The 22,181-nt window shown below is 62.7% G+C and carries 19 protein-coding genes and 1 tRNA gene; 11 read left to right on the top strand and 9 right to left on the bottom strand.

All coding sequences use genetic code 11. The features are described 5' to 3' along the window. Positions 1-170 precede the first annotated feature (170 nt). Complete coding sequence (parC, locus tag NKK51_RS16710; RefSeq protein ID WP_352553997.1) at positions 171-2,423, bottom strand: DNA topoisomerase IV subunit A; 2,253 nt, start codon at positions 2,421-2,423, stop codon at positions 171-173. On the opposite strand from parC, the gene NKK51_RS16705 reads away from it, so the two are divergent. Both NKK51_RS16705 and NKK51_RS16700 read left to right on the top strand, forming a co-directional pair. Beyond that, on the top strand, positions 2,379-2,648 hold the full coding sequence (locus NKK51_RS16705) for a hypothetical protein (RefSeq protein WP_164893083.1): 270 nt from the start codon (positions 2,379-2,381) through the stop codon (positions 2,646-2,648). The genes parC and NKK51_RS16705 overlap by 45 nt on opposite strands. A gap of 102 nt (positions 2,649-2,750) precedes the next feature. Continuing rightward, positions 2,751-3,941, top strand: a complete 1,191-nt coding sequence (locus NKK51_RS16700; protein WP_127267503.1) for an aq_1923 C-terminal domain — start codon at positions 2,751-2,753, stop codon at positions 3,939-3,941. Between the two features lie 111 nt (positions 3,942-4,052). On the opposite strand, the gene aspS is transcribed toward NKK51_RS16700, so the two are convergent. Further along, entirely contained in the window at positions 4,053-5,843 is a 1,791-nt protein-coding gene (aspS, locus tag NKK51_RS16695) for an aspartate--tRNA ligase (protein ID WP_164893032.1), read from the bottom strand. A gap of 299 nt (positions 5,844-6,142) precedes the next feature. Between aspS and NKK51_RS16690 the strand changes: the two genes are divergently transcribed. Beyond that, a complete protein-coding gene (locus NKK51_RS16690; protein ID WP_352553995.1) occupies positions 6,143-6,481 on the top strand; it encodes a hemin receptor in 339 nt (112 codons plus the stop codon). A 26-nt stretch (positions 6,482-6,507) separates the two neighbouring features. On the opposite strand, the gene NKK51_RS16685 is transcribed toward NKK51_RS16690, so the two are convergent. Beyond that, a complete protein-coding gene (locus NKK51_RS16685; protein WP_352553993.1) occupies positions 6,508-7,374 on the bottom strand; it encodes a LysR family transcriptional regulator in 867 nt (288 codons plus the stop codon). Between the two features lie 91 nt (positions 7,375-7,465). On the opposite strand from NKK51_RS16685, the gene NKK51_RS16680 reads away from it, so the two are divergent. The 3 genes from NKK51_RS16680 (at position 7,466) to rnd (ending at position 10,988) form a co-directional block, all read left to right on the top strand. After that, positions 7,466-8,383, top strand: coding sequence for a DMT family transporter (locus NKK51_RS16680; protein WP_352553991.1), 918 nt, complete (start codon positions 7,466-7,468; stop codon positions 8,381-8,383). Between the two features lie 133 nt (positions 8,384-8,516). Beyond that, positions 8,517-9,761, top strand: a complete 1,245-nt coding sequence (locus tag NKK51_RS16675; protein ID WP_127288884.1) for an MFS transporter — start codon at positions 8,517-8,519, stop codon at positions 9,759-9,761. A gap of 75 nt (positions 9,762-9,836) precedes the next feature. After that, positions 9,837-10,988, top strand: coding sequence for a ribonuclease D (gene rnd / locus NKK51_RS16670; protein ID WP_127288886.1), 1,152 nt, complete (start codon positions 9,837-9,839; stop codon positions 10,986-10,988). A gap of 50 nt (positions 10,989-11,038) precedes the next feature. On the opposite strand, the gene NKK51_RS16665 is transcribed toward rnd, so the two are convergent. Genes NKK51_RS16665 through guaB form a run of 3 tightly spaced genes read right to left on the bottom strand, consistent with a single transcriptional unit; the run spans position 11,039 to position 13,572 of the window. Then, the gene (locus NKK51_RS16665) at positions 11,039-11,458 is read right to left on the bottom strand and encodes an MAPEG family protein (RefSeq protein WP_127288888.1); all 420 of its coding nucleotides are present in this window, start codon (positions 11,456-11,458) and stop codon (positions 11,039-11,041) included. A 37-nt stretch (positions 11,459-11,495) separates the two neighbouring features. After that, positions 11,496-12,119 carry a hypothetical protein gene (locus NKK51_RS16660; protein ID WP_352553988.1) on the bottom strand — a complete coding sequence of 208 codons (624 nt, stop codon included), beginning with the start codon at positions 12,117-12,119 and terminating at the stop codon, positions 11,496-11,498. After that, on the bottom strand, positions 12,070-13,572 hold the full coding sequence (guaB, locus tag NKK51_RS16655; protein WP_127258107.1) for an IMP dehydrogenase: 1,503 nt from the start codon (positions 13,570-13,572) through the stop codon (positions 12,070-12,072). The genes NKK51_RS16660 and guaB overlap by 50 nt, the downstream gene beginning before the upstream one ends. A 288-nt stretch (positions 13,573-13,860) precedes the next feature. Here guaB and NKK51_RS16650 point away from each other — a divergent pair, with 288 nt between their 5' ends. Continuing rightward, a complete protein-coding gene (locus NKK51_RS16650) occupies positions 13,861-15,282 on the top strand; it encodes an MFS transporter (RefSeq protein WP_352553986.1) in 1,422 nt (473 codons plus the stop codon). 11 nt (positions 15,283-15,293) lie between these two features. Here NKK51_RS16650 and NKK51_RS16645 read toward each other — a convergent pair whose 3' ends face one another. Next, a complete protein-coding gene (locus tag NKK51_RS16645; protein WP_352442521.1) occupies positions 15,294-16,091 on the bottom strand; it encodes an RlmE family RNA methyltransferase in 798 nt (265 codons plus the stop codon). Between the two features lie 22 nt (positions 16,092-16,113). After that, a complete protein-coding gene (locus NKK51_RS16640; RefSeq protein ID WP_352553984.1) occupies positions 16,114-17,472 on the bottom strand; it encodes a Ppx/GppA phosphatase family protein in 1,359 nt (452 codons plus the stop codon). Positions 17,473-17,862: 390 nt separating this feature from the next. Between NKK51_RS16640 and NKK51_RS16635 the strand changes: the two genes are divergently transcribed. The 4 genes from NKK51_RS16635 to NKK51_RS16620 all read left to right on the top strand — a co-directional run bounded on the left by NKK51_RS16635 (position 17,863) and on the right by NKK51_RS16620 (position 21,703). Further along, positions 17,863-18,795: a lysylphosphatidylglycerol synthase domain-containing protein gene (locus tag NKK51_RS16635; protein ID WP_352553982.1), complete on the top strand. Its 933-nt coding sequence runs from the start codon at positions 17,863-17,865 to the stop codon at positions 18,793-18,795. A gap of 175 nt (positions 18,796-18,970) precedes the next feature. Next, a tRNA-Gln gene (locus NKK51_RS16630) sits at positions 18,971-19,044 on the top strand. Between the two features lie 214 nt (positions 19,045-19,258). Further along, positions 19,259-19,909 carry a hypothetical protein gene (locus NKK51_RS16625; protein WP_352554007.1) on the top strand — a complete coding sequence of 217 codons (651 nt, stop codon included), beginning with the start codon at positions 19,259-19,261 and terminating at the stop codon, positions 19,907-19,909. A 114-nt stretch (positions 19,910-20,023) separates the two neighbouring features. Further along, positions 20,024-21,703, top strand: coding sequence for a hypothetical protein (locus NKK51_RS16620; protein ID WP_352553980.1), 1,680 nt, complete (start codon positions 20,024-20,026; stop codon positions 21,701-21,703). Between the two features lie 99 nt (positions 21,704-21,802). On the opposite strand, the gene NKK51_RS16615 is transcribed toward NKK51_RS16620, so the two are convergent. Beyond that, the gene (locus NKK51_RS16615; protein ID WP_127288900.1) at positions 21,803-22,024 is read right to left on the bottom strand and encodes a hypothetical protein; all 222 of its coding nucleotides are present in this window, start codon (positions 22,022-22,024) and stop codon (positions 21,803-21,805) included. Positions 22,025-22,181: the final 157 nt, after the last annotated feature.

Here is a 22,181-nt window from a genome sequence, read left to right as displayed (position 1 = left end):
CGACCTCAACCTCTGCAGACGATAAGTGACAAAACTGTTCGCGATGTCCTCGCACACCTGTTCGCGATGTCTCCGGTCCAAACACCCCCTTGCGGGGGAGATGTCCGGCAGGACAGAGGGGGGTGTGAAGGATTGCTAGCGCCTGAGATTTTCAAACCTGAAAACTGCCGCTACCCAAATTTCCCCGTCCTCGGGAATCCCTTCGGCACCATGCGTCCGGCTGAGGCGCGGGCGCCGATCCACTCAGTCAGTTCCTCACGCGACCGGATGAAAGTGCGGTCGGCCGAATCCTGCCAGGATAGGCCGGTCTCCAGCGTGAACGGCTTGAGGTCGAGAAGGCCGCCATCCTTGTATTTCTGCAGGCGCACGCCCTTGCCGCGGCCCATCTCCGGAATCTCGGCGAGCGCGAACACCAGCATCTTTCGGTTCTCGCCGACGATGGCGAGATGGTCGCCGGTGACCGGGATGCAGCGCTTGGCTTCGTCCGGCGCCTTGACGTTCATCACCTGCTTGCCCTTGCGGGTGTTGGCGACGACTTCCTCCTCCGGCACGATGAAACCGTTGGCGTCGTGCGAGGCCAGCAGCAGCTTGCGCTTTGGGTCGTGAACGAAGGCGGTGACGATGTCCTGGTCATTGTCCATGTCGACGATGATGCGGATCGGCTCGCCATGGCCTCGCCCGCCAGGCAGCCGGTCGGCGCCGATGGTGTAGAATTTGCCGCCGGTGGTGAAGACCAGCACCTTGTCGGTGGTCTGGGCATGGAAGGCGAGCTTGAGGCTGTCGCCCTCCTTGAAGGTCAGCGTCGAGAGATCGGCCAGATGCCCCTTCATCGCCCGCAGCCAGCCCTTTTCCGAGACGACGACGGTGACCGGCTCGCGCTCGATCATGGCATGTGCGATGTCGGTCAGATCATGCTCGGGCGCGTCGGCGAACTGGGTGCGGCGCTTGCCGAGTTCGGTCTCCGGACCGAACTTGTCGCGGATGTTGGTGACTTCCCATTTGATCGTCGCCCACTGCTTCTCGTTCGAAGCAAGCAGTGCCTCGATCTGCTTCTTCTCGGCGCTCAGTCCGTCGAATTCCTTGCGGATCTCGAATTCTTCCAGCTTGCGCAAAGCGCGCAGCCGCATGTTGAGGATGGCTTCGGCCTGGGTGTCGGTGAGCGACCAACGGGCCATCATGACCTGCTTTGGCTCATCCTCCTCGCGGATGATCCTGATCACCTCGTCGATGTTGAGGTAGGCGATCAGGTAGCCAGCAAGTATCTCCAGGCGTCTTTCGATCTCGCCAAGCCGATGTTTCGAGCGGCGGATCAAAACCTCGCGGCGGTGCTCGAGCCATTCCTGCAGTACTCCCTTCAGCGACAGCACGTTGGGCACCTTGCCGCGCGACAGGACGTTCATATTGAGCGGGAAGCGGCTTTCGAGTTCGGTCAGCTTGAACAACGATTCCATCAGGATGCCGGGATCGACCGAACGGCTCTTCGGCACCAGCACGACGCGGACGTCCTCGGCGCTTTCGTCCCTGATGTCCTCGAGCAGCGGCAGCTTGCGTGCCATCAGCAGCTCGGCGATCTTCTCGATCAGCCGCGCCTTCTGCACGCCGTAGGGAATTTCGGTGACGACGATGCTCCAGGTACCCCTGCCCTGGTCCTCCTGGAACCACTTCGAGCGCACGCGAAAGCCACCGCGGCCGGTTTCGTAGGCTTCGAGGATCGAGGCGCGGCTGTCGACGATGATGCCGCCGGTCGGGAAATCCGGCCCCTGGACAAAGTCCATCAGCTTCGCCACCGGCGCGTCCCGGTTTTCGATCAGGTGAAGTGCGGCATCGCAAAGCTCCGCGGCGTTGTGGGGCGGGATCGATGTCGCCATGCCCACCGCGATGCCGGACGAGCCGTTGGCCAGCAGATTCGGAAAGGCGCCGGGCAAAACCACCGGCTCCTCGTCTTCTTCATTGTAGGTCGGCCGATAATCGACGGCATCCTCGGTGATGCCGGACAACAGTTCGGTCGCCACATCGGTCATGCGCGCTTCGGTGTAGCGCATGGCGGCGGCGTTATCACCGTCGATGTTGCCGAAATTGCCCTGCCCGTCGACCAGGGGATAGCGCATCGAAAAATCCTGCGCCAACCGCACCAGCGCGTCATAGATCGACTGGTCGCCATGCGGGTGGAACTTGCCCATCACCTCGCCGACGATGCGGGCGCATTTGGCAAAGCCCTGGTCGGGGTTGAGCCGCAGCAGGCGCATGGCGTGCATGATGCGGCGATGGACCGGCTTCAGTCCGTCGCGCACGTCGGGCAGCGCCCGGTGCATGATGGTCGACAGCGCATAGGCGAGATAGCGCTCTTCCAGCGCCTTCTTCAGATCGACCGGCTCGATATGATCGCCACCGCCATTTTCAGGCGGCAAAAGCCTTTTTCCCATGGGCTCGGACTAGCCGAGCGGGTGATTCGCGGCAAGAGCCCGACAGAGATACCGGCCCTTCTGCAACATGAAACCGCACCGCGGGGGATGTCGGCCAACATCAGGCTGTTACATGCGGGTTCTATGGCCAAGCGTGACGATATCCGGCTATCGGCTCTTCATGACAAATTCACCGGTTTGCGCAAAGACGGCGGGATCAGGTTTGCCTTTCACCGCGATTTTTGACCATTGTGCCGGGACACGCCTTTTTCCGGTCCAGTTCGTCACGGAATGGTGATGGCGCAAATAATTGAAAAACAATTTCAGGACACTCTCAGGGACCTTGCGATGACAATCAAACGCTCAACTCTTAGGAAATTAGCCCTTTCGACCTTCTTGCTCACGCTGCCGCTGAATGCGGCCCTCGCACAGGATACGGCAGTGGCCGACCGGCTGAAGGCCGCGCTTGTCGCACAAGGTGTCGACATCACCTGGACCGGCGTGACCGGCGACAACACCAGCATGGTGCTGCAGGGCGTTGCCATCAAACCGGCGGCGGAGAAGGAAGCGCTTCCCATCGGCGACGTCAAACTCGAAGGTGTGACCGAGGCAAATGGCGGCTATGACATCGCCACCGTATCGACGGCTGCCTTCACACACAGCAAGGACGGCGTCACCCTCGACCTCAGCCCCTTCGTCATCCATGACATGACAGTTCCGGCCGACGGCGCCACCGGCCCGCTCGGCTCGCTGATGATGTACAAGTCCGCCGAACTCTCGAACATGACCGTCAAGGTCGCCGACAAGACCGCCTTCTCGATGGACGGGCTTGCCATCGAAATCACGCCGCCGGCGGACGGCAAGGCAATGGAATTCACCGCCACCACGGAGAAATTCAACGCCGACCTGACGCTGGTGGACGATCCCAAGTCCAAGGAAGTCATCAACGCGCTCGGCTACCAGAACATCGCGGGCAATCTCGAAATGGCCGGCACCTGGCAGCCCACGGACGGCAAGATGGAACTGTCGAAATACGACATCTCGGTCGAGAATGCCGGCACGCTCGGCATGACCTTCAATCTCGGCGGCTACACGCTGGATTTTATCAAGTCGCTGCAGGAAATGCAGAAGAAGATGGCGGCACAGCCTGAAGGCGCCGACAATTCGGCGCAAGGCATGGCCATGCTCGGCCTGTTGCAGCAGCTTTCGTTCAACAGCGCCTCGATCCGCTTCGACGACGATTCGCTGACCAACAAGGTTCTGGACTATGTCGGCAAGCAGCAAGGCATGTCCGGCAAGGACATCGCCAACCAGGCCAAGGCGATCGTGCCGTTCGGCATGGCGCAGCTCAACAATCCGGAACTGACGGCGCAGGTTACGGCCGCGGTCAGCAAATTCCTCGACGATCCGAAGAGCCTCGAAATCTCGGCCGAGCCGCCGGCATCCGTGCCGTTCGCACTGATCATGGCGGGCGCCATGTCCAACCCGCTCGACCTGCCGAAGACGCTCGGCGTCACCGTCAAGGCCAACGAAGACTGATCGAAGCGATCTCAGTATGCGAAAAGCCCGGCAGCGATGCCGGGCTTTTCGGGATTAGCGAATCGAAAGAATCGGTTCGGGCGGTTCTTTAAAGCATCGCCCGAAGCGCGATCAGGCGTCCTTCTTGGGCACGGCAACGCGCAGCGCCAGGTCGCGAAGCTGCTGCGGGCTCGCTTCCGACGGTGCGTTCATCAACAGATCGTAGGCCTGCTGGTTCATCGGGAACATGGTGATCTCACGCAGGTTCTTGGCGCCAAGCAGCAGCATGACGACGCGGTCGACACCGGCGGCCATGCCGCCATGCGGCGGTGCGCCATACTGGAAGGCACGATAGAGGCCGCCAAAGCGCTCCTCGACCGTGGCGCGATCCAGCCCGACCGTCTCGAACGCCTTGACCATGGTTTCGGGCAGATGGTTGCGGATACCGCCTGAGGCGATCTCGAACCCGTTGCAGACCATGTCGTACTGGAACGCCTTGATGCCGAGCAGGTCCTCGCCATTCAGCGCATCGATGCCGCCTTGCGGCATCGAGAACGGGTTGTGCGCGAAGTCGATCTTCTTCTCTTCTTCGTTCCACTCGAAGAACGGGAAATCGACGATCCAGCACAGTTCGAAACGCTCGCGGTCGACAAGGTTCAGCTCCTCGCCGGCGCGCGTGCGCGCCGCACCCGCGAAGGAAACGAATTTCTTCGGATCGCCGGCGACGAAGAAGGCAGCGTCGCCATCGGCAAGGCCGAGCTGCTGCCGGATCGCTTCGGTCCGCTCCTCGCCGATGTTCTTGGCGAGTGGGCCGGCGCCTTCGAGCTTGTCGCCCTCCTTGCGCCAGAAGATATAGCCCAGCCCCGGCTGGCCCTCGCCCTGCGCCCAGGAATTCATGCGGTCGCAGAAGGCGCGGCTGCCGCCGGTCTTGGCGGGAATGCCCCACACCTCGGCCTTCGGATCGTTGGCCAGGATGTTGGCGAACACCTTGAAGCCGGAATCGCGAAAATGGTCGGAAACGGCCTGCATCTCGATCGGGTTGCGCAGGTCCGGCTTGTCGGAACCGTATTTGCGCATGGCCACATCATAGGGAATGCGCTGGAAATTCTGCGTCACCGGCTTGCCGTTGGCGAAGGTTTCGAAGACCCCGCGCATGACAGGTTCCATGGTCGACAGCACGTCGTCCTGTTCGACGAAGCTCATTTCGAGGTCGAGCTGGTAGAATTCGCCGGGCAGACGATCGGCGCGCGGATCCTCGTCGCGGAAGCAGGGCGCGATCTGGAAATAGCGGTCGAAGCCCGACACCATGATCAGCTGCTTGTACTGCTGCGGCGCCTGCGGCAGCGCGTAGAAGGTGCCGGGGTGGATGCGCGACGGCACCAGGAAGTCGCGCGCGCCTTCCGGCGACGAGGCGGTGAGGATCGGCGTCGAGAATTCGGTGAAGCCGACATCGCCCATGCGCTTGCGCATTTCGGCGATGATTTTTGTCCGCGCAATGATGTTCTTGTGCAGCGTCTCGCGGCGCAGGTCGAGAAAACGGTATTTCAGCCTGATATCCTCGGGATAGTCGGGCTCGCCGAACACCGGCAGGGGCAATTCCTTGGCCGCCGACAGCACCTCGATCTCGCGGGCGAATATCTCGATCTCGCCGGTCGGCAAATTGGCGTTGGTGGTCTCGGGCAAGCGCGCCTTGACCTCGCCGTCGACCCGAATGACCCACTCGCCGCGCACGGTTTCGGCGACCTTGAAGGCAGGCGAATCCGGATCGGCGACGATCTGGGTCAGGCCATAATTGTCGCGCAGGTCGATGAAGAGCAGGCCGCCATGATCGCGCACGCGATGCACCCAGCCCGACAGGCGAACGGTCGAGCCGACGTCGCTCTTCCTCAACTGGGCACAGGTATGGCTGCGGTAACGGTGCATTGTCATTGGTAAAGTCCGGGGTGCTGGGGCCGAAGCATCACCGCCCAGCCTGAAATTTGCGCGAAAAGCGCATGGGAGGCCGGATTTGTCAAGGCAAGCGGACACTCGATTGCCTCTTGGTCCGACCTTCAGAGTTCGCGCCAGGGCCGACCGTCGGGCATTGCCGCTGGCAGTGCTACTTGCGACCATACGGCCATCACACGATTTGGAGATGATTTGTGCCTGAACGTGCTCGCCCAAAGGGGATCGGACCACACAATGGCCCCGAGTTGGAATTGATGCTTCGAGGCGACAAGCCAATGGCTGCATTCGCGGCCGAGCCGAACATGAGCGCCGAAGATATCGGTGACGCGGATTTCGGGCCGTTTGTCGAGGAAGGCCGCATCCTTAAGTTTTCCCAGGTTGACCCCAAAACGTCCGTGGAAGAACGCTGCTACTGCCTGCCGACGGAGGAATGGCGCTGCAAGCTCAGCCTACTGATGTCCCGGATGTGCCGCAGCGGAGAAGCCTTCGACGCGTTCACATCGAACGATCTGGCGAGACTTGAAGGCACGCTTCTCGGCTACTCAAAGGAAGATATTGAAGCGTTCGTCATCCATGCCGCATCGCGGAAAATGCAAAATTCCAGCCGGGATTGACCGACTGCTTCCGAGTTCGGATAGCCCTATGAGCCCGGCGCCGATAGAAGGAGGCGATGAGCAAGGTGATCGATTACCAGCACGGCGCTGGCGGAAGACGTTTCGGCCCGATGAAGGCGGATCTCCGCTCCGGGCAGCGGCGGCAGATATCGGCCGGGATGGATGCCGCGCAGGCCGGGCGCCAGCATGCTGCCTTTGACCACGGTGATCGCAAGGCCCTGCTCGACGATCGCCTCCGTGGCTGAAAGGCTTGGACTGACATAGGCCAAACGCCATGGCCGCCCTGCCTTGTCGAGCGCCTCAATGGCCCAGGAGCGAAACAGGCAATCGGGGCTCGACAGAGCGACGGGCAGCGGATCAAGTTCCTCGACGGCACGGGTCGCCGCCGCTGCCCAAATCGCCCTTTCGCGGCATATCAGATCCCCCTCGGTTGTGCCTTCCGGGTGCATGGCGATGACGGCGTCGAACGACGACCCAAGCCGTTTCAGGAGCCGGGCGGTGAGACCGATCTCCATTTCGACCTGCACCAACGGAAATCGCTCGGCGATGCCAGAAAGGAGGCGCGGCAGGATCTTGGTGCCATAATCTTCCATGACCCCGATGCGAACCTGTCCGGCCACCTGCTGACCGGAAACACGCGCAATCGCCTGCTCATTGAGAGCAAGTATGCGGCGGGCATCGATCAGAAAGCCCTCCCCGGCGGCGGTGAGTTCAACGCGGGCTGTCGAGCGCCGGAACAAGATGGTCTCGATGCGCTCCTCAAGACGTTTCACCTGCAAGCTGACGGCCGCCTGCGTTCTATTGAGCTGCTCGGCGGCTCGCGTGAACGAGAGGCGCTCGGCAACGACGACGAAGGCCCGCAGAAGGTCCGGATCGAGATTCGGGATGCTCATAGTGGAATGTTATCAAACTTATTGAGCTTATTCGATTCCTTATGGCCCGCCTGCCCGATATCGCTGGTTCAGAGTTGGCAAGGTGAGGGCCATGGAAATCACAGGAGTGCTCGCCGCGATTCTCTCCAGCGCTTTTGGGGGCACCGCCGTTGGCGCAACGCGATATCTCGCGGGCACGCTCGATCCTCTCGCTATCGGTGCGGTCCGGTTCGGCGGCGGCTTTCTGGTTTTGGCCGCCGTAGCTCTCTGGCGACGAGACAGGTGGCCGCCGAAGAGCGACTGGCTCGGCACTGGTGCATTGGGTCTGCTGTTCTTCGGGCTGTTTCCGGTGCTCTTCAATGGAGCCCTTGTCTACACAACGGCCGCGCGAGGTGCGCTTGCGCTTTCGACACTGCCTCTGCTCACAATGCTTGCCGCGGCAGTTCTGAGGATCGAGCCGCCGACCATCCGCAAGATCGTCGGTGTCCTGATCGCAATGGCAGGGGTGGCCGTAGCGCTCGGCACGAGCCTGACGACTGCTCCCCCAGATGCCTGGCGCGGAGATCTTCTCATGGTCGCGGCCGCTTTCTGCATGGCGCTCTACAACGTCTGGTCGAGACCATTTCTATCCCGCACCGCGCCAATCCCGTTCGTAGCGTTTGGCATGGGCGTGGGCGCGGTCTGCCTATCGGTCCTGGTGGTTTCGAACGGAGGCTTCGCGCGACTTGCCACTCTCAGCGCACCTCAGTGGATCGCGAGCGCATATCTGGCCATAATTTGCGGCGCCTTCATTTTCTTCCTCTGGGCATTCGCGCTCGAGCGCGCGTCGCCGACACTGGTTGCCGTCTCCGTGGCGGTTAATCCGGTGACGGCATCGATCTTTGGTGTTGTCTTCCTGGGCGAACAGGTAAGCGCGAACCTGATTGTCGGGCTGGTGGCAGTCCTCGCAGGAATAGGCATCGCAACGGGAGCAGCCGAGCGGCTCAGCCTGTGGCCCGACGATCGGCAGTCACGTCGCCGGCAGCCTTGAGCACTGACCAAGCAAAACGCGGAAACGAATCCAGGCGAATACAGCGATCATCCCTGTTGGCGCAGGGAATTGCTGCTGGCGTTGGCCAGGGTGATGGTTCAAGAAGGGATCACCGACACGTGATCGCCTCTTCATGTCCTCCATCCGCCCGATGATCCCGCTCCTTCTCGCCGCCGGCATTTTGCTCGGCGGCAATGGGCTGCAGAGCACGCTGATCGCGCTGCGCGGCGCGCAGGAAGGGTTTTCGGCTTCCGACATCGGCCTGATGGGCACCTTCTACTTCGCCGGCTTCCTGCTCGGCTGCCTGGCCATCACCCGCATCATGAAGGCGGTCGGCCATATCAGGGCGTTTTCGGCGCTGGCGGCAATCGCCTCGGTCGGCACCTTGCTTCTGGTGCTGGTCATCGATCCGGTGATGTGGTGCGCGGTGCGCCTTGCCGGCGGCTTCTGTTTCGCCGGGCTGTTCACCATCGTCGAAAGCTGGCTGAATTCCGGCGTCGGCAATCACGACCGGGCACGCGTGCTGGCGATCTACCGGATGGTCGACATCGGTTCGGTGACATCAGCGCAGTTCCTGATCCCGGTCTTCGGCGCTGGCGGTTTCGCCATCTTCGCCATCATGTCGATGATGATCACCTTGTCGCTGGTGCCGGTGTCGCTCGGCGACCGCTCCAACCCGGCGCCACCCGAAGAGGTCAAGCTCGACCTGGCGCGCGTCTGGCGGATTTCGCCGCTGGGCTGCTTCGGCTGCATCGCCGTCGGCGTCACCAACAGCGCCTTTCGCACCCTGTCGCCGGTCTATGCCGAGCAGATCGGCATGTCGGTCGCCGATGTCGTCACCTTCGTCAGCGTCGGCATTTTCGGCGGCGCCATCATCCAGTATCCGCTGGGTTACCTCTCCGACCGCTGGGACCGGCGCCGGGTGCTGCTGATGACGACGTGCTGCGCGATGTTCTCGGCGCTGGCGCTGGTGTTCATCGCCGGCAGCAATCCGGCGCTCAACTTCATCTTCATCTTCATCTTCGGCTGTTTCGCCATGCCGCTCTATTCGCTGTCGGCGGCGCATTCCAACGACCGCGCCGACACGGGCGAGTTCGTGCTGATCAACGCGGCGCTGATGCTGTTCTATTCCTTCGGCGCGATTGGCGGCCCGTTCGCCGCCTCGACGGCAATGCAGTATTTCGGACCGGGCGCCCTGTTTGTATTCAGCGCGGTGGTCTATGCGATCTTCATCGCCGTCATCCTTTACCGCATGCAGGCCCGGTCCGGTGTGCCGGCAGGCAGGCGCGGCCGCTTCACCGCGCTCCTGCGCACCTCGACGATTTTCGCACGGCTGGCCAGAAGAAACGGCGATTCCGATGGTCCGGGAACCTCATGATGGCGGTGCCAAAGCTTGACGAAAGCCCCGGCGGCTGAAATCTAGGAAGACCTTACTCCTGCCAAAAGCGATTTGATGCACGTCATCACCACCCAGAAAGAACTCGAGACCGTTCTCGCCGCTTTCGAAAAGTCGGATTTCGTCACCGTCGACACCGAATTCATTCGAGAAACGACGTTTTGGCCGATCCTGTGCCTGATCCAGATGGCCGCCCCTGGCGTGACGGCGCTGATCGATCCGCTGGCGCCCGATATCGACCTGAAGCCGTTCTTCCATCTGATGGCCAACGAGGCGGTGGTCAAAGTCTTCCACGCCGCGCGGCAGGACATCGAAATCATCGTCCATCTCGGTGATCTGGTTCCGCATCCGGTGTTCGACACGCAAGTGGCGGCGATGGTCTGCGGCTTCGGCGACAGTGTTTCCTACGATCAGCTCGTGCAGCGCATTACCGGCGCGCGGCTCGACAAGTCATCGCGCTTCACCGACTGGCGCCACCGGCCGCTTTCCGACAAGCAGCTCGACTACGCGCTGGCCGACGTCACCCACCTGATCGAGGTCTATCAGCACCTCAGCGCCGAATTGGAGCGGGAAAACCGCGCCCATTGGCTCAATGAGGAAATGGAGGTCCTGACCTCGCGCGAGACCTATGACCCGCATCCCGAGGACGCCTGGAAGCGGCTGAAGATGCGGCTGCGCAAGCCGCAGGAACTGGCGATCGTGCAGGGCGTTGCGGCGTGGCGCGAGCGCGAGGCGCGCGAACGCGACGTCCCGCGCGGCCGCGTGCTCAAGGACGACGCGATCTACGAGGTGGCGCAGCAGGCGCCGCGCGACACGGCAGCCCTCGGCAAGCTGCGCACGACACCGAAGGGCTGGGAGCGCTCCTCGACGGCAACGGCGCTGCTCGGCGCGGTCAACACCGCACTTGCCTTGCCCAAGGAGCAGATGCCGAAATTGCCAAAGAGTTTCCAGCCGCCCGAGGGCTCGAGCGCCGCGGCGGAACTGTTGAAGGTGCTGCTGCGGATCGTCGCCGAAAAGGAAGGCGTCGCCTCGAAGGTGCTGGCCTCCAGCGACGACATCGACCGTATCGCCGCCGAGGGCGAGGAAGCCGACGTACCGGCCCTGCAGGGCTGGCGCCGCGCGGTGTTCGGCGAGGCCGCGCTCAAGCTGGTGCGCGGCGAGATCGGCATCAAGTTCGACAAGCGCAAGATTGCGGTGTTCGATCTGTAGACGAGCGTTCTTTCCTTCTCCCGCAAATGGGGAAGGGAGAACTGCTCTGCTCAGACCGCGCCGAGCAGGTGCAGTGCGAACCAGATCCATCCCAGCAGGAGAATCACCGCACTGACGAAGAAGGACCGGCTGCGCAGCAGCAGATTGTTGCTGGTCAGGTGAACCCAGGCATGGAAATAGCGCGACGCGACGAAAATCCACATCAGCGCCAGGGTCAGATAGTTGACGCCGTTGGTCAGGTGCAGCGTCAGGCACAGCACATAGAACAGCACCGGCAGTTCGAACTGGTTGGTGAGATTGGCGGCAACGGTGACGCTGGAGGCCGGCTCGGTCGAACGCACCTTGAACTGACCGGGTTTCGCCTCGCCTGACCTGACTGCGCCGTATCTGCGGCGACCCAGGACGCAGTAGACGATGTAGATCAGCAGCACATGCGCTAGAACGGGCCAGAAGATCGTGGTCTGGTTCATCAAGTGCCCCCTGCCCGGTTGGGCTTCGCGTGCGGCATCAGGCCTGGCGTTTCTGGCCTGCAAGCCAGAAGGCCGCAATGACGATCACCGGTATGGCGAAAAGCGCGAATTTGGTGACGGTGAGCGCCGAGGCGAAAGACAGCGAGTCCGGGTTGGCCGACAGGAAATCGGACAGAAGCCGCGCCACCGCAAAGTTCTGAACGTAATGTGCAAGCGTGTAGGGAAGCACCAGGACCAACGCGAAAATCGACTGCAGCTGCGCCGGCAGCACGCGGAAAGCCTTCAATCGCCGGCCGGTGGCCAGGATGAGGCTGACCAGCGTGACCGACAGCAGCGCCGGGAACAACAGATCGAAGGTCAGATAATGCCAGACGAGAATGATCTCGCCGCCGCGCCGGCCGAGCGCCGTCAGCCAGGCCATGCCTTCGTCCGGCGTAAACCCTAAAATGCGCATGTCGAGTGACGGCAAGCCGCCGCTCAACTGGCGGAAATAGAAGAATTCCAGAGCCGTCATGGCGATGAAAACCACCACCGACAGGAAACAGAGCGCGCCTGCGTGGCGCGATAGCCGCAGGATCGTTGCCGTCAGGTTCCGCCCGAGCCCGTACTGGTCAGGCTCCGCCGGGATAATTCGGGCTTTCGCGGGTAATCGTGACGTCATGGGCGTGGCTTTCACGAAGTCCGGCATTGGATATGCGCACAAAAGTGGCGCGCTCGCGGAAATCGGCAAGATCACGGCCACCAACATAACCCATAGCGGCTTTCAGCCCGCCTGCAAGCTGGTGCAACACCCCAGACACAGGTCCTTTGTAGGGAACCTGCCCCTCGATGCCTTCAGGGACCAGTTTCAGCGTGTCGCGCACCTCGGCCTGGAAGTAGCGATCGGCGGAGCCGCGGGCCATCGCGCCAACCGAGCCCATGCCCCGATACGCCTTGAAGGAGCGGCCCTGGTGCAGATAGACCTCGCCAGGGCTTTCGTCGGTTCCAGCCAGCAGCGAGCCGATCATGGCGGCACTGGCGCCAGCGGCCAGCGCCTTGGCAAGATCGCCGGAATATTTGATGCCGCCATCGGCGATCACCGAGACGCCGGATTTGTGCGCCGTCTCGACAGCCGACATGATGGCGGAAAGCTGCGGCACGCCGACGCCGGCAACGATGCGGGTGGTGCAGATGGAACCCGGACCGATGCCGACCTTGACGGCGTCCGCCCCGGCGTCGATCAGCGCCTGCGTGCCTGCGGCGGTGGCGACGTTGCCGGCCAGGATGCGGACCGAGTTGGATAGTTTTTTCGCCCGCGTGACAGCGTCGAGCACGCGCTGCGAGTGGCCATGCGCGGTGTCGATCACCAGAAGGTCGACGCCGGCATCGATGAGGCGTTCGGCGCGCTCGAAACCGTCATCGCCAACGCTGGTGGCGGCGGCGGCACGCAAGCGGCCCTGCGAGTCCTTGCTGGCGTGCGGGTTGAGCTGCGACTTCTCGATGTCCTTGACGGTGATCAATCCGACGCAATTGCCCTGCCTGTCGACGACCACCAGTTTTTCGATGCGGTGCTGATGCAGAAGCCGCTTGGCCTCGTCCTGGTCGACATTCTCCTTGACCGTGATCAGGTTGTCACGGGTCATCAGTTCATGGACTTTCTGCGCCGGATCGGACGCAAAGCGCACGTCGCGATTGGTCAGGATGCCGATCAGCCGTCCGATCTTGTGACCGCCGCTGCCGCCGTTCTCGACCACCGGAATGCCCGAGATCGAATAGCTGCGCATCAGGCCCAGCGCGTCGGCCAGTGTCGCGTCGGGGCCGATGGTAACGGGATTGACCACCATGCCGGACTCGAATTTCTTGACCTGCCGCACCTGCTCGGCCTGTTCGGCCGGCGAGAAATTGCGGTGGATGACGCCAATGCCGCCGGCCTGGGCCATGGCAATGGCAAGCCGCGCCTCGGTGACAGTGTCCATCGCCGCCGAGAGGATCGGCACGTTGAGGTCGATGTCGCCGGCGATGCGGGTGCGGACATCGGTTTCGCCGGGCATGACCTCGGAATGACCGGGCTGCAGCAGCACGTCGTCAAAGGTCAGCGCCAATGCGCCGGTGGACGTTTCGATGATTTTTGCCATAGCCAGTCCTCGGAATACAAAAAAGCGCTGGACCGGAATGGACAGCGCCGACTCGTTTCTTCCCTTTCAGGATTGGCGCTGGCTGGTACCACGTCCGGGCGCCGATGAAAAGCCGATGATTTCACGCTCCCGGAAAGGTGACTTTTCGGCGAAGGGATGCGACCTGTGGTTGCCGGTCGCACAAAAGTGACAGCAAATTAATGCGACATGCCGGCGAAGGCATGGTAACCGCCCGCCTCAAGGCCGACATGCAACCGGCGACGCAACATTCAAGTCTGGACGCGTTCCTTGAACCGCACCATTCCGCTTATACTGGCGGTCGCCCTTTTCATGGAAAACATGGATTCGACCGTCATCGCGACATCGCTGCCGGCGATCGCCGTCGACATCCACACCAGCCCGATCGCGCTCAAGCTGGCGCTGACTGCCTATCTGGTATCGCTGGCGATCTTCATTCCGATCAGCGGCTGGATGGCAGACCGTTTCGGCGCCAAGAATATCTTTCGCGCCGCGATCGCCGTCTTCATCGTCGGGTCGATCGCCTGCGCCCTCTCCGGTTCACTGCCGGCTTTCGTGGTGTCGCGCTTCCTGCAAGGCATCGGCGGCGCCATGATGACGCCGGTCGGGCGGCTGGTGCTGGTGCGCGCGACACCGAAAAGCGAACTCGTCGCGGCGATGTCCTGGCTGACCGTTCCGGCGCTGGTCGGGCCGTTGGTGGGCCCGCCGGTCGGCGGCTTCATCACCACCTACTTCACCTGGCACTGGATTTTCCTGATCAATGTGCCGATCGGGCTGATCGGCATCTGGCTGGCGACGCGTTTCCTGCCGGAGACCGAACCCGCGCAGACCCCACCACTTGATTTCATCGGCTTCGTGCTGAGCGGGCTGGCGGCATCCGGCGTGGTGTTCGGCCTGTCGGTGGTCAGCTTGCCCTATCTGCCGCCAATCGTCGGCGTCCTCACCGTGGCGGTCGGCCTCGTATCGGGCGCGCTCTATCTGCTGCATGCGCGCCACGCCAAAAACCCGCTGCTGGCGCTCGAATTGTTCCACAACCAGGTGTTCCGCTCCTCGGTGCTTGGTGGCGGGCTGTTCCGCATCGGCATTGGTGCTGTGCCGTTCCTGCTGCCGCTGATGTTCCAGATCGGCTTTGGGCTGACGCCGTTCCAGTCCGGCATGATCACCTTCGTCTCTGCAATCGGCGCCATCGGCATGAAATTCGTCACCGCGCTGATCTTCCGCGTCGCTGGCTTCCGCCGCGTTCTGGTTGTCGGTTCACTGGTCGCCGCGGCCTCGATCGCCATCAACGGCCTGTTCACACCCGACACACCCTATCTCTTGATGCTGGCCATGCTGCTCGTCGGCGGCTTCATCCGCTCGATGTTCTTCACTGGCGTCAATGCGCTCGCCTATGCCGAGGTTTCGGCTGAAGACACAAGCAAGGCGACGCCGATTACCGCGGTCTTCCAGCAGTTGTCGGTCGCGCTCGGCGTGGCGCTGGCCGGCGGAATCCTGGAAGTATCGACGTCAATCCATGGCGGCCCGCTGTCGCTGGACGACTTCCACATTGCCTTCTTCATCGTTGCAGCGGTCTCGGCGGCGGCATCGCTATCCTTCGTCCGGCTGGCGCCCGAAGCCGGCAACGCCATCTCCGGTCACGGCCGGCTGACAACACCCAAGACGCTGGAAACGGTGAGCCCGCCCGGCAATTGATGCGGCTGGCTTTACGTTTCGTCGTCCTCCGGCCCCTCGCTATGGCTCCGGGCGCTCGAGTCCTTCGGAACGTCCACTGGACGTTCCGATCCGCCTGGCGGCGGACCGGCCTCTCGCCCTTTAAAATCCTTGGCCAGCAAATAGAGCTCGACCGATTCATCCCGCGACGCCGGCGGCTTGACGTGATGCACGGAGCGGAAGTTCTTCTTGAGCATGGAGAGCAGTTCGTTTTCGGCGCCGCCCTGGAAGGTCTTGGCAAGGAAATGCCCGCCCGGCTTCAGCACCGACAGCGCGAAATCGGCTGCCACCTCGCACAGATGCATGGTGCGGATATGGTCGGTCCGCTTGTGGCCGGTGGTCGGTGCCGCCATGTCGGACAGCACGATATCGGGATCCCCGCCCAACGCCTCGGCCAGCTTTTGCGGCGCCAGCGGATCGAGGAAATCCATCAACAGCACCGGCGCGCCGGGCACGGCGTCCATTTCGAGATAATCGATGCCGATGACATGCGGCTTGTCGGCCGTCGATTTCGTCCGCGCTGCCGCGACCTGGCACCAGCCGCCGGGGGCGGCGCCGAGGTCGATGACCTTCATGCCGGGTTTCAGCAGATGATGCTTGTCGTCGATCTCGATCAGCTTGTAGGCCGCGCGCGAGCGATAGCCGTCAGCCTTGGAGCGCTGGACATAGGGATCGTTGATGTGGCGCTGCAGCCAGCGGCGCGACGATTCCTTCAGCCCGCTCTTCTTCTTGATCCGCGTCTTCAGCACACGAATGCTGGCGGACCCTGGTTTTTCCGGTTTCTTGGTCATTGCTTATTTCTTCGGTTCGGGCTCACGCTCTGCCACGCCCATCGTTGCGCCAGACGCCATCATCGGCCATCAGTTCGCTCAAAATACCTTCGCGCAGGCCACGATCGGCGACTCGCAGCCGCTCGGACGGCCACACGGCGCGGATCGCCTCGAGGATAGCACAGCCGGCCAGCACCAGATCGGCGCGATCGGCACCGATGCAAGGGTTGGCGCAGCGCTGCTGGAAATCCCAGCCAACCAGTCTTTCGACCATGCGATCGACGCTGTCGCGGTCCATCCACAGCCCATCGACACGGCGGCGATCGTAGCGCTCGAGCTCAAGGTGGACGCCGGCCAGCGTCGTCACAGTGCCTGACGTACCCAGCAGATGGAAATTCGGGCTGGCCTTGAGATGGCTCAGCCGATCGCGACCGTCGAAGCTGGCCAGCCGGCCGGCAACGTCGTCGACCATGGCGGCGAAGATCTCGCGCGTCACCGTGCGGCCGCCAAAGCGCTCGGCCAGCGAGACGACGCCGACCGGCAGCGACGTCCACGACACGATATGATTGGCCAGCCTTGGCGAACGGCGGCCAGCGAGATCGATGAGCGCGATTTCCGACGAACCACCGCCAATATCGAACAGGACGACGCCTTGGGTGTCGCGCTCGACCAGCGAGCCGCAGCCGGACACCGCCAGCCGCGCCTCGGTCTGGCGGTCGATGATCTCAAGCTTCAGGCCGGCCTCGCGTTCGACGCGGTCGATGAACTCGACGCCGTTTTCGGCCGTGCGGCAGGCCTCGGTGGCGATCAGCCGGGCTTTTCTGATCTTGCGGTTGCGCAATTTGTCGCCGCAGATTTTCAGCGCCTCGACCGCGCGGTCCATCGCCGGCTGGCCGAGCCGGCCATTGGCGGTGAGCCCCTCGCCCAGCCGGACGATGCGAGAAAAAGCGTCGATGACGCGGAACTGGCCATGCCGCGTCGGCACGGCGACCAGCAGCCGGCAATTGTTGGTGCCGAGATCAAGCGCCGCAAACACCGGAAGCTCCTGGACCGGCGGCCGACGGGCGCTCTGTTCCGGCCGTGGCACTACAGCGGCGGGCGAGGCCACCGATTCCGCCGGTCTGTGGGACTCCGCCGCCGGGACACCGGCTTTGCCCGGCGCCGGCGATCGATTCTCCGTGGGACGCGCTTCGTCGCGCGCAAAAACCTTGCGCCCGCGCCTTCGCTTGCGCCGCTTCTTGGGCTTGCCTTTGTGGGGTGCGTCGCCCGCCTGCCCGTCCGCGGAGCGGAGCTCCGTCGGGCGGCGTTGCTGCCAGCTTGCGTTCCCCGGGCCAGCCGACCCCTGGGAAGCGCTGGACACGCCCACCTCCGGCGCGCCGGCGCCGGTGTCGTGGTCTTCCACTGTCGTTCCTTCCGGCGCCGCGCGAACCTATGATGGACGCAGCAGGCGCTTCAGTGTTTTAAGTTGCCGCCAGACTAACAGCGCCGCGCCCGATCACCAAGAGCCGCATGCCGAATTTTGCCGGCAGGCCGCAAACCGCCGTTCCGGCGGCCGCGTAATGAACCCGCACGCCGCAGTTGCCGGCGCAACGCCTGCCGGCGTCTCTTCGGCCGCTCACGCCGGACAAATCTTGCCGGCCGCCGCTGCGACAAGGGTTCGCGGTTGAATAGCCGGCTTCGATGAGGCATTTCTGAAATGAGCGGAAGAATCCGGCACAGCCGGCCTCCCACCAGCCACGAAAAAGGAAGCGGACCCGCAACGCATGGCATTCCGGCAATGAATTGGCAGGCAATGAACTGGAGACGCTATTTCTGGCCGGTTGTCGGCATCGCCGCCGTGATCTTCTCGCTGCTGCTGCTCTGGCACGAACTGCGCGGCGTTTCACTCGACGACGTCTGGGACGGTATCACGGCCATTCCGACCCGGGGTTGGGTCCTTGCCGCGCTGTGTTCGGTCATCGCCTATGCCTCGCTTGCCGGCTACGACCACATCGCGCTCCTGCATATCGGCAAGCGCGTGTCGTGGCTGTTCGTCACGCTGTGCTCCTTCACGACCTATGCGCTGTCGCACAACATTGGCGGTTCGGTGTTTTCGGGCGCCGTCATCCGCTATCGCGCCTACGGTACCAGGGGCCTGACCGGACAGGATGTCGGCGTGCTGGTGGCGGTCTGCTGGATCACCTTCGTGCTGTCGACGATTTTTGCCTCGGGCCTCGTTCTGGTGTTCGAGCCCGAGATACTCGACCGGTTTTCCGGCATCGCCCATCATGGCCTGTCGGAAGCGGCCGGTATCGCGATGCTGCTGCTCGTCGCCGCCTATGTCTTCGGCAGCTGGCTGCATCTGCGCCCGCTGAAGATCGCCAGCTTTCAGCTCCACTATCCGGCGCTGCCGATCGTCGCCCGGCAGCTGCTGATCGGCCCGATCGAACTGCTGGCCGCCGCCGCGATCATCTTCTTCGCCCTGCCCGAAGCCCACAATCCTGGTTACTTCGTCATATTGGGCGTCTTTCTCGTCTCCTTCTCGATCGCGCAGATCTCGCATGCGCCGGGCGGCCTCGGCGTCTTCGAAGTGGTGTTCCTGGCGGGGCTTTCCGACATGGATCCGGTCGGCGTGCTGGCGGCGCTGCTGGTGTTCCGGCTGTTCTACCTGATCATCCCGCTGATTCTGGGCCTGGGGGTGGTGCTGTTCTTCGAACGCTCGCAGTTCAGCCGGACGGAACCTTGAGGCGTGGGATTGGACTGGGAGCCGCGCGCCGGCATCTGAAGTGTGGCGTCTGAATCACCTGACGAAACCTGCCATTGAACCACAGAGCAGGCTTGACTATTTTCCGCTGGCGGCTACAAGGCAGCGCTCACAGCGGCTTAGCCGCTCGGCCCGCACGGTTCATGACCGCGCCTGCTGGGGAATAGGTTAACGGTAGACCCACGGACTCTGACTCCGTTAGTCCTGGTTCGAATCCAGGTTCCCCAGCCAAAATCCCACAAGCAAACCAATGATTTAGCACGCCAATTTGGCATCGTTTTCATCTGCATCGCTATGTCAGTAACGCACAGTACCGGGCTTTTACGGGCGCTACTCGCAGTTGCCCGCAATTGAGCCGGTCGAGATTCCCGGAGCGAAAAAGATCGTTGCCGCCGGCGCGTGCTACTCGCTAAGCTTCATGAAGGTTCCAGCACAATGCCGCGTCATGCTCACTGACAGCCAGTACATTTTCGAAAGCATCAAGGAGGGCTGCTTGACGCTCTCCGATGACGAGTTCGTCATCGACAGGCTGGTGAAGTATTTCGGCAATGGGAGGATCCGGTGGCACGTCGAATTCCGTGGGCATCGCGTCGAGCTGACGACAGGCCAGCTCAAGAAGCAGCCGACCTTCCGCAGGAAGATGCTCGAACAGGCTGGGGTGCTGCCGCCCCAGCGTGCCGGGACCGACTACAGGCGATGGGCACTGGATCTGAGGAAGAATGCCATCGAGCTTCCGTGGCGGGATAGGCCGGTGGACGTCGGTTTCGCCATCGACAGGCTGACCAGCCATGGCGATGAGCGCTGGACGGTCGAATACCAGGGCAAGGCCATCAAATTCACGACGACCAAACTCCGCAGGCAGGTGAGTTTCCGCAAACGCATGCTGGCCAAGGCCAAGGTGTTGCCACCTCAGTTGGACCCGGTTGCCTATCGGAAGTGGATGGACTGGCTCATTCAAAACGCCACTGAAGCTGCTCCGCAGGCCGGCGATGCCCCGATGACGGAAAAAAGCTGGCTGGACGAATTGCCTGAGCTGGCCGGCTGGCAGAACGAAACGCTGGCCAAACGACCAGCCGGAGGTGGCGGAAATATGTAAGCAAAGCCGCAATGGCACTCGTTGCGTTTGCCACGCCTGCGGATTTCGGCACACATCGATGGCGAGGACTCTGCGACAGCTTGGGTCGCACCCCACAGGATTGAGTGAGACCCCATGGACCGCTTCGACCTCGGCACCTACCGCCGCCCCATCTCCACTCGCTCCACAGAAACCCAGCGTTGGTTCGATATTGGCCTCAACTGGTGCTACGGCTTCAACCATGAGGAAGGCATCAAGTGTTTTCAGAAGGCGCTGGAGACGGATCCTCACTGCCCGATGATCCATTGGGGCATCGCCTATGCCGCCGGCCCTTTCTACAATCTGACCTGGAAAGAGCATGGCGCGGCCGAGGCCGACAGCGCGACCAGGCGCTGCTTCGAGCATGTCCAGCTGGCGCGCGCCAATGCGGCTTCCGCCAGCAAGATCGACAGGCGGTTGATCGAGGCTCTGGCCGCCCGCTTTCAGAAGCCGCACCGGGTGACACCGGAGGAATTCGAACGGTGGGACGATGCCTATGCCGCCGAGATGCGGCAGGTGTATCAGGACTTTCCCAACGACCATGATCTGATGGCGCTGCTGGTCGAGGCGCTGATGATGCGCACCGTGCGGCGGCTGTGGAACCTCAAGACCGGGGCGCCGGCGCCGAATTCGGATGTCGTCGAGGCGCTCGACGTCTGCGAGCGGTCGATCCGGCTTGCCGACGAGGCCGGCGCAGCACAACATCCGGCGATCGTCCACCTGCACATCCATCTCCTTGAAATGTCCACCATGCCGGAGCGCGGCATGCGGTCAGCGGATCTGCTCAGCGAAATGTGCCCCGATGCCGGGCACATGAACCACATGCCGGGGCACATCTATGTGCTGTGCGGTGAGTATGAGGAAGCAAAACGTGCCAGCGAAAAGGCGGTGCGCGCCAACGACCTCTATCTCGCCTATGCCGACGAGCCGACCTACTATTTGCTGGGCTGCTGCCACGATCTGCACCTGATGATGTTCACCTGCATGTTGTCGGGCCAGTACCAGCCTGCACTGTGGGCCGCCGACAGAGTGCGCAGCCTGGTCGCGCGCGACGTGGTCGCCATCCAGGGCCGGCCCAAGCTCACGCAGACGGTGGAAGGCTACCATGCGATGAAATCGCATGTGCAGGTGCGCTTCGGCCGCTGGCAGGAGATCATCGACGAACCGGTGACCGACGAGCCGGGCCTCTACGTGCTGACGGCGGCCATGCAGCACTACGCCAAGGGTGTGGCGCATGCGACGCTGGGGAATTTCGCTGAAGCCGAGCGCAAGCGCGAAGAGTTCCATCGGCATCTGAAAGGCATTGCGCCCGAGCGGCGCTTCCTCAGCAACCCGGCGCAGGCTTCGCTGGCTGTCGGTGTCGCTCTGCTCGACGGCGAGCTGGCGTACCACCAGGGCCGGCATGACGAGGCCTATGGCCATTTGCGGCAGGCGGTCGAGCTTGACGACAATTTGTCCTACACCGAACCGTGGGCCTGGATGCACCCGCCGCGCCATGCGCTGGCGGCGCTGCTTCTCGACCAGAGCCACGCGCAAGAAGCAGAACAGGTCTATCGCGACGATTTGGGCCTGAGCGGCACGGTGCAGCGCTGCGCCCAACATCCGAACAATGTCTGGGCACTGCACGGGCTGGTGGAATGCCTGAAACGGCGCGGCGAGACTGATGAATTGCCGATATTGCAGACAAGCCTTGCCGCGGCGATGGCCAAGGCGGATGTGCCGATCACCTCGTCCTGCCTGTGCAGGACGAGCGCGCAGCAAGGCTGCTGTCACTGACGCGAAGTCAGCCTGTCGCCACTGTTGCGGCCGATCGGCTCGCCAAACAAATTGTCGGCCGATCGTCGTTGGCGGTGGAAACCTCGCCGCCCGGTCGTGTCACCTGCCGATCGGCCAAGGCTCCATACCGCGTCGTTCCACGCCTTCCTCGATCAGCACGGAGCAGTCTATCTCATCGTGAAGTTGAGCGTTTGGGTCAGACGAAAGCCAGGAAGCATAGGACCGAAGCTGTTTGAGCCTGGCTGTTTTCTCAAGCCGTGCCTGGCGCTCGTCCTCGGCAGGTTGAGCAGGTCTTTTGTTCTTCTGGGCAGGAAATTGCATCCTGGCTCTCCTCGATCACCGAGCCTATGGAGACAGACGCTCAATGGGACCTTGGCCTATTGCCAACACATGCGCTGACGAGAGTCGCCATCCATCTTGATGATGGCGGACCCTTATCAACAATGCACCCGCGCCACCGCCGGGTGCTCCTGGTCCG

This window comes from Mesorhizobium sp. M0011 (assembly GCF_040324155.1).
Classification (GTDB): Bacteria; Pseudomonadota; Alphaproteobacteria; order Rhizobiales; family Rhizobiaceae; genus Mesorhizobium.
This window is presented reverse-complemented; position numbering and strand designations above follow the sequence as displayed.

What these genes read in the sequence shown, in the direction of transcription:
- NKK51_RS16635 (WP_352553982.1), top strand. Translation starts at nt 17,863, where the DNA reads ATGAACTGGAGACGCTATTTCTGGCCGGTTGTCGGCATCGCCGCCGTG.
- NKK51_RS16665 (WP_127288888.1), bottom strand. Translation starts at nt 11,458, where the DNA reads ATGAACCAGACCACGATCTTCTGGCCCGTTCTAGCGCATGTGCTGCTG.
- NKK51_RS16615 (WP_127288900.1), bottom strand. Translation starts at nt 22,024, where the DNA reads ATGCAATTTCCTGCCCAGAAGAACAAAAGACCTGCTCAACCTGCCGAG.
- guaB (WP_127258107.1), bottom strand. Translation starts at nt 13,572, where the DNA reads ATGGCAAAAATCATCGAAACGTCCACCGGCGCATTGGCGCTGACCTTT.
- NKK51_RS16700 (WP_127267503.1), top strand. Translation starts at nt 2,751, where the DNA reads ATGACAATCAAACGCTCAACTCTTAGGAAATTAGCCCTTTCGACCTTC.
- rnd (WP_127288886.1), top strand. Translation starts at nt 9,837, where the DNA reads ATGCACGTCATCACCACCCAGAAAGAACTCGAGACCGTTCTCGCCGCT.
- aspS (WP_164893032.1), bottom strand. Translation starts at nt 5,843, where the DNA reads ATGCACCGTTACCGCAGCCATACCTGTGCCCAGTTGAGGAAGAGCGAC.
- NKK51_RS16680 (WP_352553991.1), top strand. Translation starts at nt 7,466, where the DNA reads ATGGAAATCACAGGAGTGCTCGCCGCGATTCTCTCCAGCGCTTTTGGG.
- NKK51_RS16690 (WP_352553995.1), top strand. Translation starts at nt 6,143, where the DNA reads ATGGCTGCATTCGCGGCCGAGCCGAACATGAGCGCCGAAGATATCGGT.
- NKK51_RS16620 (WP_352553980.1), top strand. Translation starts at nt 20,024, where the DNA reads ATGGACCGCTTCGACCTCGGCACCTACCGCCGCCCCATCTCCACTCGC.
- NKK51_RS16645 (WP_352442521.1), bottom strand. Translation starts at nt 16,091, where the DNA reads ATGACCAAGAAACCGGAAAAACCAGGGTCCGCCAGCATTCGTGTGCTG.
- parC (WP_352553997.1), bottom strand. Translation starts at nt 2,423, where the DNA reads ATGGGAAAAAGGCTTTTGCCGCCTGAAAATGGCGGTGGCGATCATATC.
- NKK51_RS16675 (WP_127288884.1), top strand. Translation starts at nt 8,517, where the DNA reads ATGTCCTCCATCCGCCCGATGATCCCGCTCCTTCTCGCCGCCGGCATT.
- NKK51_RS16705 (WP_164893083.1), top strand. Translation starts at nt 2,379, where the DNA reads ATGATCGCCACCGCCATTTTCAGGCGGCAAAAGCCTTTTTCCCATGGG.
- NKK51_RS16685 (WP_352553993.1), bottom strand. Translation starts at nt 7,374, where the DNA reads ATGAGCATCCCGAATCTCGATCCGGACCTTCTGCGGGCCTTCGTCGTC.
- NKK51_RS16660 (WP_352553988.1), bottom strand. Translation starts at nt 12,119, where the DNA reads ATGACGTCACGATTACCCGCGAAAGCCCGAATTATCCCGGCGGAGCCT.
- NKK51_RS16625 (WP_352554007.1), top strand. Translation starts at nt 19,259, where the DNA reads ATGCTCACTGACAGCCAGTACATTTTCGAAAGCATCAAGGAGGGCTGC.